15 protein-coding genes are annotated in these 12277 nt (G+C 67.9%); 6 read left to right on the forward strand and 9 right to left on the reverse strand.

The genetic code is table 11. The features are described 5' to 3' along the window. Positions 1 to 193 precede the first annotated feature (193 nt). The gene (locus AC4HOU_RS01535; protein WP_195019431.1) at positions 194 to 766 is read left to right on the forward strand and encodes a hypothetical protein; all 573 of its coding nucleotides are present in this window, start codon (positions 194 to 196) and stop codon (positions 764 to 766) included. A gap of 173 nt (positions 767 to 939) precedes the next feature. After that, the gene (locus AC4HOU_RS01540) at positions 940 to 1299 is read left to right on the forward strand and encodes a hypothetical protein (RefSeq protein ID WP_195019432.1); all 360 of its coding nucleotides are present in this window, start codon (positions 940 to 942) and stop codon (positions 1297 to 1299) included. A gap of 274 nt (positions 1300 to 1573) precedes the next feature. Here AC4HOU_RS01540 and AC4HOU_RS01545 read toward each other — a convergent pair whose 3' ends face one another. Together AC4HOU_RS01545 and AC4HOU_RS01550 are read right to left on the reverse strand one after the other, a co-directional pair. Then, entirely contained in the window at positions 1574 to 2776 is a 1203-nt protein-coding gene (locus AC4HOU_RS01545) for a lipid-transfer protein (protein ID WP_195019433.1), read from the reverse strand. Continuing rightward, entirely contained in the window at positions 2769 to 3191 is a 423-nt protein-coding gene (locus AC4HOU_RS01550; protein WP_195020762.1) for a Zn-ribbon domain-containing OB-fold protein, read from the reverse strand. Before AC4HOU_RS01550 ends, AC4HOU_RS01545 begins: the two co-directional genes overlap by 8 nt. A gap of 386 nt (positions 3192 to 3577) precedes the next feature. Between AC4HOU_RS01550 and AC4HOU_RS01555 the strand changes: the two genes are divergently transcribed. Beyond that, on the forward strand, positions 3578 to 4108 hold the full coding sequence (locus AC4HOU_RS01555) for a hypothetical protein (protein WP_490724029.1): 531 nt from the start codon (positions 3578 to 3580) through the stop codon (positions 4106 to 4108). Positions 4109 to 4197: 89 nt separating this feature from the next. On the opposite strand, the gene AC4HOU_RS01560 is transcribed toward AC4HOU_RS01555, so the two are convergent. Beyond that, positions 4198 to 5325, reverse strand: coding sequence for an NADH:flavin oxidoreductase (locus AC4HOU_RS01560; protein ID WP_195019435.1), 1128 nt, complete (start codon positions 5323 to 5325; stop codon positions 4198 to 4200). A 107-nt stretch (positions 5326 to 5432) separates the two neighbouring features. Here AC4HOU_RS01560 and AC4HOU_RS01565 point away from each other — a divergent pair, with 107 nt between their 5' ends. Further along, a complete protein-coding gene (locus tag AC4HOU_RS01565) occupies positions 5433 to 5864 on the forward strand; it encodes a MarR family winged helix-turn-helix transcriptional regulator (RefSeq protein ID WP_194991168.1) in 432 nt (143 codons plus the stop codon). 122 nt (positions 5865 to 5986) lie between these two features. Continuing rightward, positions 5987 to 6439, forward strand: a complete 453-nt coding sequence (locus AC4HOU_RS01570; RefSeq protein WP_195007105.1) for a MaoC family dehydratase — start codon at positions 5987 to 5989, stop codon at positions 6437 to 6439. Positions 6440 to 6991: 552 nt separating this feature from the next. Here the strand turns inward: AC4HOU_RS01570 and AC4HOU_RS01575 are convergent. From AC4HOU_RS01575 to AC4HOU_RS01585, 3 genes are all read right to left on the reverse strand, one after another. After that, positions 6992 to 8305: a Dyp-type peroxidase gene (locus AC4HOU_RS01575; RefSeq protein WP_490724030.1), complete on the reverse strand. Its 1314-nt coding sequence runs from the start codon at positions 8303 to 8305 to the stop codon at positions 6992 to 6994. 93 nt (positions 8306 to 8398) lie between these two features. Then, entirely contained in the window at positions 8399 to 8764 is a 366-nt protein-coding gene (locus tag AC4HOU_RS01580; protein ID WP_490724031.1) for a DUF4345 domain-containing protein, read from the reverse strand. Continuing rightward, positions 8761 to 9153, reverse strand: coding sequence for a hypothetical protein (locus tag AC4HOU_RS01585; protein ID WP_490724032.1), 393 nt, complete (start codon positions 9151 to 9153; stop codon positions 8761 to 8763). Before AC4HOU_RS01585 ends, AC4HOU_RS01580 begins: the two co-directional genes overlap by 4 nt. Here AC4HOU_RS01585 and AC4HOU_RS01590 point away from each other — a divergent pair. Further along, positions 9152 to 9451: a hypothetical protein gene (locus tag AC4HOU_RS01590; protein WP_490724033.1), complete on the forward strand. Its 300-nt coding sequence runs from the start codon at positions 9152 to 9154 to the stop codon at positions 9449 to 9451. The two genes, AC4HOU_RS01585 and AC4HOU_RS01590, sit on opposite strands and share 2 nt — an antisense overlap. Here AC4HOU_RS01590 and AC4HOU_RS01595 read toward each other — a convergent pair. The 3 genes from AC4HOU_RS01595 to AC4HOU_RS01605 all read right to left on the reverse strand — a co-directional run bounded on the left by AC4HOU_RS01595 (position 9415) and on the right by AC4HOU_RS01605 (position 11774). Next, complete coding sequence (locus AC4HOU_RS01595; protein ID WP_490724034.1) at positions 9415 to 10203, reverse strand: oxygenase MpaB family protein; 789 nt, start codon at positions 10201 to 10203, stop codon at positions 9415 to 9417. The genes AC4HOU_RS01590 and AC4HOU_RS01595 overlap by 37 nt on opposite strands. A 69-nt stretch (positions 10204 to 10272) precedes the next feature. Further along, positions 10273 to 10533: a hypothetical protein gene (locus AC4HOU_RS01600; protein ID WP_163811068.1), complete on the reverse strand. Its 261-nt coding sequence runs from the start codon at positions 10531 to 10533 to the stop codon at positions 10273 to 10275. 11 nt (positions 10534 to 10544) lie between these two features. After that, complete coding sequence (locus AC4HOU_RS01605; protein WP_490724035.1) at positions 10545 to 11774, reverse strand: lytic transglycosylase domain-containing protein; 1230 nt, start codon at positions 11772 to 11774, stop codon at positions 10545 to 10547. Positions 11775 to 12277: the final 503 nt, after the last annotated feature.

Genomic DNA, 12277 nt, shown 5'->3' on the forward strand with positions numbered 1-12277 from the left:
GAATCCGGCCATCGCCGTCGCCAGAGCCAGCGAAAGTAGTTGTCGCCGAGACAATCCCATGTCCACCGCGTCGCGGTCGGCAGTATCGTTCCGGATGTCGAGAGAGCATACCGATGCGCAATAGCCAGGCCGTTTCCCGATCATGGGAAGCGCACGTGCGGGCCGGTGGGTGCTCGTGCGTAATTGTCGACAGATGCGAATCGCATCATCACTAGTCACCGCCGTCGCCCTCACCGTGTCCGGCACCGGACTCGCTGCCGCTCAACCGATTCCGTCGGGATCCGCGCTGCTCCAGCCCGCCTGGCCGCTACCCACCGACGTCGAAGCCGCGGTCCATGCCGCCGGGCTCACACTCTCACACACGGTCATGACGACGTATCACTACCACGTGCACCTCGATGTCATCGTGTACGGACAGCACGTCACCGTCCCGGCGTCGGTCGGCATCGACGAAGCCCGGAAGATGGGGTCTCCGTTGCACACTCATGACACCTCCGGCATCGTGCACATCGAGTCCGGCGAAGACATCCCCTTCACCCTCGGACAGTTCTTCACCGAGTGGGGCCAGCCGTTGACGTCCGACCGGGTCGGCCCCATCCAGCTGACTCCACTGGAGACCGTTCAGCTCTATGTCAACGGCACCCGGTACGAGGGCGACCCGGCCGCCTACCGCTTCGTACACCACGATCAAGTCGCACTCGTCGTCGGCACGCGATGGATGACGCCCGCCGTCCCGAGTAGCTACGAGTTCCCTCCCGGACTGTGACGTCCAGACGAACAAAGTTGTTGCACAAGCTATTTAGCCAACCAACATTCCCAAAGGTGAATCATGTGATGTTTGACGCACCACACCGATGCCTCGAAGATCGAGGAGCTCCGGCGCTGCTGGAGACCTGTTGGCCGACATGGTGAGTTCTGATCGAATCGAGGAACCAGGCTATGACCACCGGCACCATTCTGACCGAAACGCAAACACCGGTCCCCCCAGCCGATTTCGATGACTCCCATATCCGGGAGAACCTGCGGTGGGGGCATCTGTTCTGGCCCGGCTCGACCGCGCTGACCGAGGCCCAGATCGATGACCGGGTCTCGCGCTACCGGAAATCACTCGAGCGATACCGCGCGAGTGGGATGAAGGGCAACTACCTGCCCGATGATCTCGAAGTCGACTCGGCCTGGCACGCGCACCAATGCGACCCCGTCGGGTACGCCGAGTTCTGCACACGATACTTCGGCGGCATCCTCGCGCATACCGTGACGCTCTGTGTCTGCAAACTCGTCGAGCTCGATCAGAAATAACGTGCCCACATGGGTACACCGCCGGCCGAATAGCGTCACCCCGGCGGACAATTGAGACAAGGAGAAGTGTATGGACGTGTTGTTGAATCTGATCGCGGCCATGCTGGCATCGCAGACGCCGGCCGCGCCGGCCACTCCGGTGGGTAACTGCCAGACATAGCACCGGCACAGACCGACAGCGGAGCTCCGGCGAGACGGCCGGGCTCCGCTGTCGGGCGTTGTCGAGAGTCGTCGAGCGTTCTCCGTGCGGTACCGGGGCGGGATCGCCGCGGTTTCAGCGGGTCGCGATGATCGCCGAACCGTGGCCGAACAGGCCCTGATTCACCGCGATTCCCGCGCGGGCGTTCTCCACTTGCCTGCCGTCGGCCTGTCCGCGCAACTGCCAGGTGAGTTCGCAGACCTGAGCGATGGCCTGGGCGGGGATCGCCTCGCCGAAGCAGGCGAGGCCACCGCTCGGGTTCACCGGAACGCGACCGCCCAGCGTGGTCGCGCCGCTGCGTAACAGGTCCTCGGCGCCACCCTTGTCGCAGAGGCCGATGTCCTCGTACCAGTCCAGTTCGAGTGCGGTCGAGAGGTCGTACACCTCCGCGAGGGACAGCTCGTCGGGGCCGAGACCGGCTTCCTCGTAGGCGGCGTGCGCGACAGCGGAGCGGAATTCGCGCGGCGGCGGTTCGACGGCCACGGCGGAGTCGGTCGCGAAATCGGGAAGATCGAGCACGGTTTTAGGGAAGGTCGGGGTGACCGTGGACAGGGCCCGGATGCGCACGGGATCGGTGGCCCCGTGGCGGCGCGCGTACTCCATCGACGTCAGCACCAGCGCGGCGCCACCGTCACTGGTCGCGCAGATGTCGAGCAGGCGCAGCGGATCCGAGACGATGGCCGAAGCCGCGACCTCCTCGGCCGAGACCTCCTTGCGGTACCGGGCATACGGGTTGTTCAGCCCGTGCCGGGCGTTCTTCACCTTGACCGCGGCGAAATCGTCGAGCGTGGCGCCGTGCAGCGCCATCCGGCGGCGGGCGTACAACGCGAAATAGATGGGATTGGTCGCGCCGAGCAGGTGGAAGCGCAGCCAGTCCGGATCGTCGCGGCGTTCACCGCCGACGGGCTGGAAGAAGCCCTTGGGGGCGGCGTCCGCGCCGACCACCAGGGCGACGTCGCACAGTCCGGCCAGGATCTGGGCGCGCGCGTTGGCGATGGCCTGGGCCCCGGAGGCGCAGGCGGCGTAGCTGCTCGAAATCCGCGCACCCGACCAGCCGAGCGCCTGCGCGAAGGTGGCGCCCGCCACGAACCCGGGGTAGCCGTTGCGGATCGTGTCGGCACCGGCGATGTAGCCGACGTCGCGGTGATCCACCCCGGCATCCGCGAGCGCCGCACGCGCCGCTACCAGCCCGTATTCGACGAAGTTGCGCCCCCATTTGCCCCACTGGTGCATGCCCGCACCGAGGACGGCGATATCGCGGTCATTCGATTCAGGCATCGACCGGCCTCCACATCCACACCGTGTGCTCGGCGTCCTCGTCCTCGTACAGCACGCCGAGGGTCAGCTCGACGGGCATGCCGACGGCCAGATCGTCGACGGTGAGACCGCGCACGACCTGGCCGAGAATCACCATCTGCTCGACCTCGAGTTCCACCGCCGCCACGACATAGGGCTCGAATGGATCGGGCGAGACGTACGGCGCCGGCGGTTTGTACCTGGCGTCGGCATACGACCAGATCCGGCCACGAGTGGAGAACAGATACTCCGTGAGCTCGGAGCCGTCCTTCGGACCGGCGCACTGCGGGTTCCGGCAGGCCAGGATGTTGCGCGGGAAGTATGGCGTGCCGCAGGTCGTGCAGCGGCTTCCCTTCAGGCGCACCGTGCCGTCGTCCGCGGTGAACCAGTCGGCCACGGCGGGGCGTTGTTCTTTCTGCACGAACCCGACGTTATAGGAACACGTTCTATTTTGGGTCGGAATTCCGCTTCACGGATTCGGTGCGGCAGGTACGGTGAGGCCGGATCGGGAAGGCGATCGCCTCCTGGAGTCGATCTGGAGATCACCACGCGATGGGCACCGAACTCATTGACCCGCAGTCGATTCGCAATGTCACGGTCGTCGGCGACCCGGAGGATACGAGGGGCGTCGTCCACCGTCTGCGTCGCGCCTCCACCGGGGCCGGGCCCGTATCGGCCGCGTGGCCGACCGGGCACACGATACGACTGGACGAACTGTCGACTCACGCACCGATCCCCCTGCTCGAACGATCCATCCGCCTGGCCGACGGCATGCTGGCCGTCATGAACGCCACTGCCGACTCCCCGCGGCTCGAGGCAGCGCTGCGCGTCGCCGACGATCACCAGGTCGCGCGACTGTGCCTGGTGACCGGCCTCGATCGGCCCGGCGCCGATTTCGATCGCTGCGTCGGCACCATCGCGGGCACCCACGGCGCGGTGCCGCTGGTGCTGCACGTTCCGCACGGACTCGGCACGCTCTTCGACGGCGTCGTACAGCTGATTTCGATGTGGGCGATGGAGCCGGTGGCCGCCGCCTACTACGGACGGCAGTGGAGTTTCGCCGAGCCGTGGTATCGCCGGTTGCGGGCGGCGATCATGCATTCCGACGCCGCGTCCGCCGACACCGGTAGGCCGGATATGCCACCGGAGAGGGTGCACGACCATGTCCGCCGCCTCACCCACGTCGGCGACGCGGTGCCCGTGCTGTGCGATGCGGCCGCTCGCGGCGACGTCACACCGCTACTGGATGCCGTAGCGCGATATCTACCGTCGCCACTGCAGGTCTGTCAGCCCGCACACGCGCTCGACTACTGACGGGCCGCACCCGGAGCCGACCCCCAACGCGCGAAGGGCGCAGCTCCGGCGGCCGACAACCAGACCTCTTATCGCACAGCGTAATTCGCTCAGCTCAGCGTTTTCAGTGCCGTCGCCTCATATGGCTTCAGCTCGTCGAAGCGGCCGTCGAGCACCTTCGACGCCCACTCCGGATCCTGCAGCAGCGCGCGGCCGACGGCGACGAGGTCGAATTCGTCGCGCTCCATGCGATCGAGCAGGTTGTCGAGGTTGCCGAGCTCGGCCCCCCGGCCCCGGAACGCGTGCAGGAAATCGCCGTCGAGACCGACCGAGCCGACGGTGATGGCCGGCTTGCCGGTGAGCTTCTTGGTCCAGCCCGCCAGGTTCAGGTCCGAACCGTCGAACTCCGGCAGCCAGTAGCGGCGAGTGGAGGCATGGAAGGCGTCCACACCGGCCGCGACCAGCGGCGCGAGAATCGCCTCGAGCGCCTGCGGGGTCTCGGCCAGCCGCGCGTCGTAGGCCTCCTGCTTCCACTGCGAGTAGCGCAGGATCACCGGGAATTCCGGCGAGACGACCGCTCGCACCGCGGCCACGATCTCGGCGGCGAACTTCGTGCGGGCCACCGCGTCACCGCCGTAGCCATCGGTGCGGCGGTTGGTTCGTTCCCACAGGAACTGGTCGATGAGATAGCCGTGCGCACCGTGCAATTCGACGCCGTCGAAGCCGATGCGCTCGGCGGCCGCAGCGGCCTCGGCGAAGGCGCCGATGACATCGTCGAGATCGGACTGTGTCATCGCCTTGCCCGCGCTCTCGGTGCCGTCGACCCGGATGCCGGAGGGGCCGACGGCCGGAGCCTCGGGGTAGGGCTGTTCGCCCTGGTTGCGGACCATGCCGATGTGCCAGAGCTGCGGCACGATGGTGCCGCCGGCCGCGTGCACGTCCTCGGCGACCTTCGCCCACCCGGCCAACTGTTCCTCGCCATGGAAGCGCGGCACCCGGTCATGGTTGCCTGCCGACTCGTGGCCGACATAGGTCCCTTCGGTGACGATCAGGCCCACGCCGGCGGCGGCGCGGCGGGCGTAGTAGGACCGCACATCGTCACCGGGGATACCGTCGGGCGAGAACATGCGCGTCATCGGCGCCATCGCGATGCGGTTGGGGACGGTCAGGCCGTTGAGCTGGACGGGCCGTGACAAGACCTCGGCGGTGCGGGAAGCCGCGGACGCGGTGGTGGTCACTGAATACTCCTATTACTTGACAACATCAATGGTTGAGCACTTCAAGCAATGGCCACGCTAGAGGTAACTATTTGAGATAGTCAAGTTTCTGCGGATAGGGTGGTGACATGACGCAAGCACCCCACGTCGAGACGGCCCGGCTCATGGAGTTGCTGTCGGTGTCGCTCGGCGCCTATTACGGGGACTTCACCGTCGCGGCCGCGAGCGAGAACCTCACTGCGAGCCAAGGCAAAACGTTGACGGTGCTGCGCCGGGGGCCGGTCGCGATGCGCGCCCTGGCCGACACTTTGGCCTGCGACGCGTCCAACGTGACGGGAATCATCAACCGTCTGGAGAAGCGCGGTCTGGTGCGCCGCGAGCCGAGCGCGGTCGACCGGCGCGTCACCACCCTGGTCATCACCCCCGAGGGCGAGCGCGTCACCGACGCGATCCGCGCCAAGATGCGCACCACCCGAGAAGGGCTGGACCGGCTCAGCGACCAGGAGCGCGATCAGCTGCGCGTTCTCCTGGAGCGAGTTTTCTGCCACCGGCCGGACTGATCCGGGCCACTCGCGGACGTCATCGCCGCCTACCGGCCGGACATTCCCGCGCCGTCGCGACAGGCGTCCGCATCCCCGGCGGGCTACCGTCGATCGCATCGCCCGATAGACAGGAGTTCGCCGTGACCACGGTCTTCACCTCACTCGACGATGTCCGCGCCGCGCTCGGTGACCCGATCGGCCCCAGCGAGCCGCTCGTGATCGATCAACAGCGGATCACCACATTCGCCGAGGCCACCGGCGACCTGCAGTGGATTCATGTCGACCCCGAACGCGCGGCCACCGGCCCCTACGGCAGCACTATCGCCCACGGCTACCTCGCCCTGTCGCTGCTGCCGCACTTCAGCCGATCACTGGTCTCGTTCGAATTCGGCTCGGCGCGAATCAACTACGGGGTGGACAAGGTCCGGTTTCCGGCGCCGGTGCCCGCTGGGTCAACGCTGCGCGCAACGGTCACCCTCACCGACGTCACCGAATCCCCCGCGGGCGCCCTGGTCAGGACGAAGTACGTGGTGGACGGCGGAGCGAGCAAGCCGGCCTGCGTCGCCGAAACCCTCGTGCTCATCGTCGACTGATCGCAGCCGGCACAGCGGAGGTTGCCGCCCCCTATCGCGCCTGACGCCTCTTCCCGCCGAAAGATACAGCCGCGCAACGGCTCTCCCCGCGGCCCTCCTGATCTTGCTTCCAGAACGAGCACCACCGCCCCCCGGGCGAGCAAGACCAGCAGCCCGAACGCGTGCGCAACGGGGCAGCCCCCATCGGCTGTTCGAGCAGATCAACGCCGCGAAACCCGCCGTGCCCACGGCGCTCTCCACGGTGTCGAAGCCACCACCGAAACCGACCCCTCGTAGTGCCGACGCATCCCCAATCCTGCTATTGCTATGAGAGTTCTGAACCTAACATAGACGGCTATATTGCCTGTTAGAACTCGTTTCAGTGACAGAATACACATTAACTTATCGCTTGCGCGCTCAGCCGTGCGCTGGAGAAGAACGGTTCCATCCAGCTGACCCGCTCGCTCGGTCTGCTCGGCGAACTCGCCGCCGCGGTCGATGACGGTGGCGTGGTGTTGTCGGCGAGGGAGTGATCGGTCCGCGGCAGCGGCGCTCCCGCAACCGCCCCGCCGGTCAACCGAACAGCCCGGCGCCGATCGTCTCGCCCGGTCGAACGCCCGGTGGCATGGCGAAGAATCCGCTGCCGGTGTGTTGGATCAGCGGGTTCAGACGGTCGGTGGTCATGGCCTGCTGGGCTCTGATGAATTGCTCGGGCGGGTTGTTCTGATACGCGGCGAAGAGCAGGCCGACGTCGAGCTGGCTGTGGCCGCCGTGGGTGTGTTCGGGGGTGCCGGGCGCGTGGGTGTGCGGGCGGGCGGGCTCGGGGTCGGGTGCACCGCCCGCGTTGGCGATCAGGACTCCGTAGTCGTAGTTGTAGCCGCGGCGCAACATGGGGATGCCGTGCACCAGGCGCACGTGCGCGTCGTCCGGGATGGCGAGCTCTCCCCTGGCGTCCCGGGCACGCAGGTCGACTGGATCGAACTCCGAATGCGCACCCAGCGGGGCACCGTCGCCGCGGCGCCTGCCGATGATCTGATCCTGCTGGAACACCGGAAGCTGATCCCATTCGGCGGTCTTCATCCGAATCTTGCGGAACACCAGATACGTTCCGCCCTGAAACCAGTCCGGCTCGTCCGGGGCGTCCACCCACACCGCGCGATCGAAGTCGACGGTTCCGTTGCGGGGGTTGGCGGTTCCGTCCTTGAATCCGAAGAAGTTGCGTGGGGTGCCGTCGCCGCCCGGGCGGCTCAGGAAACCGTGCTGGGTCCACCGCATGCGGGCAAGGCCGGGCATGCGGGCGCGCAAGGCCCGGAAGGTGTGGCTGACCAGCTGGGCGTCATCGGCGCAGATCTGCACCAGCAGGTCGCCACCCGACCACGCCGGATTCAGCGCATCGCCGGCGAATTCGGGAAGCGGGTGCAGGTATTTCGGTCGGCGAGCGGCCAGCCCGAATCTGTCGTCGAACACGCTCGGGCCCAACCCGAACGTCACCGTCAGCCGAGCGGGCGCGAGCCCGGCGGCGACATCGGTCTCAGCGCTCGCCCCCGGGAGAGCATCGGCGGATTCGGGCATCTGCTCCCCCGCGGTCACTGCCGCGGCGACGGTGGTCCATGCGGAGAGCAGCTCACGCAGTGCCCCGAGGTCGGGTCTCGCGAGGTCGCACGCGAGGAACAGCGCGTGGGATTGGACCGGGGTGGCGATACCGGCTTGATGAGCACCATGAAAGGCCTCGATCACGGAGGCGCTGCGCTGCGGCGCGGTAGCTCGGCCTGCTACCGCGCCGGCGGTCGCGGCACCGGCCGCGGTGAGCGCGGTACCGAACAGGACGCGTCGGGAGAAGCCGCCGGGGCCGACACCATTACTACGATCAGTAGTAGTTTCCGTCATGCCGGCGAGAGTAGCGCACAATCGGCCGAGCTTCAATATAGCTGAAGGCTGTGCGCTGCACGCACGACGCCGTCCTCGCCGGTCCGAGCCCGCTCACGCGACGGCGAGGATCAGCCCGGCCCCTACCGTTTCGACCAGGCAGTAGAACCAGATCGGATAGAACGCGGTGGGCGCGTCGCACGCACGCGAGACGACGCGCCCGACCGCCATCCCGGCGAGTGCCATACCCACCGCGACGGCGGCGCCGCTGTGCATCGCACCCGTTCCCGACGCCGACCAGCCGAGTACGAGCGCCATGGCGAGCCCGAAGCCGCCGTATACCGCCCGAATCTCAGATCGGCTCACCGGGGATTGCACCGACAGGCCGAACGGCCGAGCCAGCATCGCGGGTGCCGCGCACGCGTAAAGCCCCATCCCGCCGAAGAATACGGCCGCGAGCACCAGGACGATCGCCCTCATCCGAGGCTCCCCGCATCGCGCTTGGAGAACGCCGTCGCCGCACCGGCAAGCAAGAGCAGGCCCACCGCGTCCACCTTCGCCACGCGCATCAGCGCAGACCCCACGGGCTGTTCGAGCGGGATCAGCGCGAGGAAACCGGCCATGCTCACCGCGTTCGCGGTGAGGGCGGCGGCGCGCAGGCGCGGACGGAACACCGCCACCAGCAAGCCCGCGCCAAGGATCGCGAAGAGCAGACCGCGGTGGCGCAGCAACAGCCGCAGATCGCCGTCGACCGACTCCAGCCCGTATGCGGCACCCGCGCGGTCCACGGACAGGACGGCAACGGCCGGAAGCAGATTCACCACCGCGGCCGCGATCAGTAACAGCCGGCCCCAGGATTGTCTCGACATGGTTCTCCTCGGTATCGAAGTCGGTGCCAAGCCTGACCCGCGAATTCGTCCGGCGCTTCCGAAAAACTGCTGCCGCGACTCGGTCGAGACCGAACTGTTCGCCTCCGGGCTCGGCGGATTCACGGAGTCACCGAGCCCCTCGCCGAGGCGTTGGCCGCGACCGGGTTCACCGGCTGAGGAATCGACCCGCAATGATCGGCAGGCCGATGTGTTCCGCCCTGTCGAGGCACTCGCCATGAAAGCGCTGTCCGGCGCGGTGCTTCACGATGCGCCGGCGGTGGCGGTCGTGTCCATGTAGGTCTGATCGTTCTTGGCCGCGAGCCGGGCGGCCGGCAGGTATTTGACCGAGCGCGGGGCCAGCAGCATTCCGGCGCGGACAGCGGTGGCGTAGGTGCGGAAGGCGACGGTGTCGGCGGTGCTGGGACGCGCGTCCAACAGTTCGGCTGCGCGGTCGTGGAGCAGCGAGCGCACCGCGAAACCGGGGAGGGTGCCGGGTAGCCATGAATCCGGGCGCAGCACTTGCGATTCCAGGAGTGCGGAGTGGGCACTCGGGCGCAGCTGAGTATCGCAGGCGTCGGTGAAGTAATCGAGGAAGGCAGGCCAGGTGGCGGGCTGGCTGCGCGCCGAGATGCCGTAGCGGCGATACCAGTCACGGCAATCCGCGTACAGCTCCTCCCGGTCCTCGGCCGACAGCGGGCGGATGAAGGTCGAGATCGCGGTGACGAGCGTGTCGACGTAAGTGGCGTGCTGGAAGAAGAACAGCTCCGGGTTCAACGCGTGGAAGCGCTCGCCCAGATCATCGACACCCTTCACGTGCTCGTGCCCGAAACGGATCACCAGGCGCAGATCACGCTGCGAATAGGCGATGTGCACCATGCTGGAGACGGTGCGTCGCTTGTGCTCCCACAACCGTTCCGGCGCATGCTCCACCAGGGCCGCGGCGATCGCCGGTTGCAGGACCTGCAAGGAAATCGCTCGCGGGAGTGCGAGCACGAATCTGCGGTCGCCCAGATAGCGATGCAGCAACGACGCATTCCTACCTGCGAACATCGGTTGATCCCCTCCCGTGACACTCATCCGGAAACCCAGCGCGGCAGCGGCGCCGAGGGCTTGTTCGGCTCATCGACGCCTCGGTCCGGTCATCGTGGTGAGCTCGACCGGACCCGACCATCCGCAGGGCAACCCGCAGGTGCCGGTGGCCAGCTCGCGCACCGAACCATCGCTGTAGGTGACCGTGCGCGCGATCGCGTTCGCGGGATATCCGCACGCCGGACACTTGCCGAAATAGTCGAGCACTTCCCGCGCCGCGGAAATCGCGACCGCTCGCGGCGGCGCGCCCGGCGCCATGGCGCTCGGTGTGGGCTGAATCCTCAACGACATGCTCGCCTCGCCTACGTCGGCGGCGCCGGAAGCGGTACCACGATGCCGAACGGCAACGTGATGCTCGGTACTCGATGCACCTGCGGCGGCTCGGGCGGTTCCAGCGGCTCAGGAGCTGCGGGCGGTTGAGGAGTTCCGAGCGACTCAGGGGTTTCGCGCGGCTCGGGCGATACGGAGGGGCCGGGCAGTCCGGGCTCGGCATCCTCGACCGGTGGTGCGGCGGGCGCCGGATCGGATCCCGGCGACTCGGTGGAGGGGCCGGTGTGCTCGGGGCCCCCGGCGCAGAGCAGGCCGCAGTCGATGGGCGGTAGGCCGGGGACGGTGAGCAACGGCGGAGTCGGCCGATGCGGGACCGACACCGACGTCATCGGCTCCAGCGTGAGCGGCCCCGGGACGGCCGCCGCCTGGACTGCCGGCGGTGCGTCGCCGGAATCCGGCGGTGGCACCGGCAGGGGCGTCACATCGACCGCCCGAGCAGGCGCGCCTCCGTCGCGATAGGCCGCCGACCAGCTCAGCACATCGGTCGCGTAGGCGCGGGAGTTGTTGTAGCGCAGCACCGCTCGCGTTTCCTGCACCGGATCACGCAGGTCGAGGCCGCCGGAGCAGAGATAGCGCCCGGCGGTCACGGTGGCGTCGAAAATATTGTGCGGGTCGGCCGCGCCGTCGCCGTTGCCGTCGGCGGCGTACTTGCCCCATGTTCCGGGCAGGAACTGCATCGGGCCGATAGCGCGGACGTAGCCGCCATCCGCCGCGGGGATCACCTCGTTGCCCGGAAGGGTCCCGTCGAGGGCGGGGCCGAAGATCGGTTGCACCGTCGTACCGGCATCGTCCACCCGCCCACCGGCGGCATGGCCCGACTCGATACGCCCGATGCCGGCCAGCAGATGCCACGAGAGGCCGCACCCCGGAGTGGATGAGGCGAGCGCGAGTTCGGCATTGCGGTAGGCGGCGAGCACCACCTCCGGGATCCCGAGAGCGCCACCAGCGACCGGCAACGCCACCTCGTAGCGCTGTACCGCCTGCACACCGCCCACCGGCTCCACCGACCGCAGCATCCTCGGCGGCGGCGCCGACACCGGCAGCAGCCCGACCATGCGTGCCTGGGCCTCGTCCTCCGGCCGGCGATCCGCCACCGTCGCCGGTACCTCCCCTGCGGGCACGGGCCGTTCACCACCGGCGGCCGAACTCGGCACGGCCACCCCGGCCGCGATGACCGCCGCGACGGCCACCGGAGCAGACATCCGCATACGATCACCCATCCTTGCGCGCCCTGCGGTCACCGACAGACAACCACTGGACCATTCAGTGCCAGAATCACCATTAACATAACCATGGTGATGTAGGTCTTGTCATGGTTTTTAGTGAAGACTTTTGATTCACTTATGGCAGGTGTTGGTGGATCGCGAGCGCTACGATCAGCAGCCCGCGCGAGCGGATCAGGCGCGCGCGGTCACACCGCCGGAATGCCGTCGACGCACGTCCGGGCCTACCGGGCAGCGGAATCTCCCAGCATTCCGCGGCGACCGACGCGCGCAACGAAGGCGCGGCCCTGGTCAGCAGGGCGTCCGTCATGGCGATGCCAGAACCGCTCGGCCGTCGTTCGCGGAAGAATGGCGCCTCACGTATCGGGCGTAGCGAGCTCGGCAGTCGACCACGGCGCCGAATTCGACGCCACACCATGGGCGCCGCAGCCGCCGAGCTCGACGCCATCTCCGTCGGCCTCGACACCACGACCCAGAGTCAC

The sequence above is a fragment of the Nocardia sp. JCM 38205 genome (assembly GCF_058222935.1).

What these genes read in the sequence shown, in the direction of transcription:
- AC4HOU_RS01545 (WP_195019433.1), bottom strand. Translation starts at nt 2,776, where the DNA reads ATGCCTGAATCGAATGACCGCGATATCGCCGTCCTCGGTGCGGGCATG.
- AC4HOU_RS01585 (WP_490724032.1), bottom strand. Translation starts at nt 9,153, where the DNA reads ATGTCGAGACAATCCTGGGGCCGGCTGTTACTGATCGCGGCCGCGGTG.
- AC4HOU_RS01600 (WP_163811068.1), bottom strand. Translation starts at nt 10,533, where the DNA reads ATGTCGTTGAGGATTCAGCCCACACCGAGCGCCATGGCGCCGGGCGCG.
- AC4HOU_RS01595 (WP_490724034.1), bottom strand. Translation starts at nt 10,203, where the DNA reads ATGTTCGCAGGTAGGAATGCGTCGTTGCTGCATCGCTATCTGGGCGAC.
- AC4HOU_RS01555 (WP_490724029.1), top strand. Translation starts at nt 3,578, where the DNA reads ATGAACGCCACTGCCGACTCCCCGCGGCTCGAGGCAGCGCTGCGCGTC.
- AC4HOU_RS01575 (WP_490724030.1), bottom strand. Translation starts at nt 8,305, where the DNA reads ATGACGGAAACTACTACTGATCGTAGTAATGGTGTCGGCCCCGGCGGC.
- AC4HOU_RS01580 (WP_490724031.1), bottom strand. Translation starts at nt 8,764, where the DNA reads ATGAGGGCGATCGTCCTGGTGCTCGCGGCCGTATTCTTCGGCGGGATG.
- AC4HOU_RS01535 (WP_195019431.1), top strand. Translation starts at nt 194, where the DNA reads ATGCGAATCGCATCATCACTAGTCACCGCCGTCGCCCTCACCGTGTCC.
- AC4HOU_RS01540 (WP_195019432.1), top strand. Translation starts at nt 940, where the DNA reads ATGACCACCGGCACCATTCTGACCGAAACGCAAACACCGGTCCCCCCA.
- AC4HOU_RS01605 (WP_490724035.1), bottom strand. Translation starts at nt 11,774, where the DNA reads ATGTCTGCTCCGGTGGCCGTCGCGGCGGTCATCGCGGCCGGGGTGGCC.
- AC4HOU_RS01565 (WP_194991168.1), top strand. Translation starts at nt 5,433, where the DNA reads ATGACGCAAGCACCCCACGTCGAGACGGCCCGGCTCATGGAGTTGCTG.
- AC4HOU_RS01590 (WP_490724033.1), top strand. Translation starts at nt 9,152, where the DNA reads ATGGTTCTCCTCGGTATCGAAGTCGGTGCCAAGCCTGACCCGCGAATT.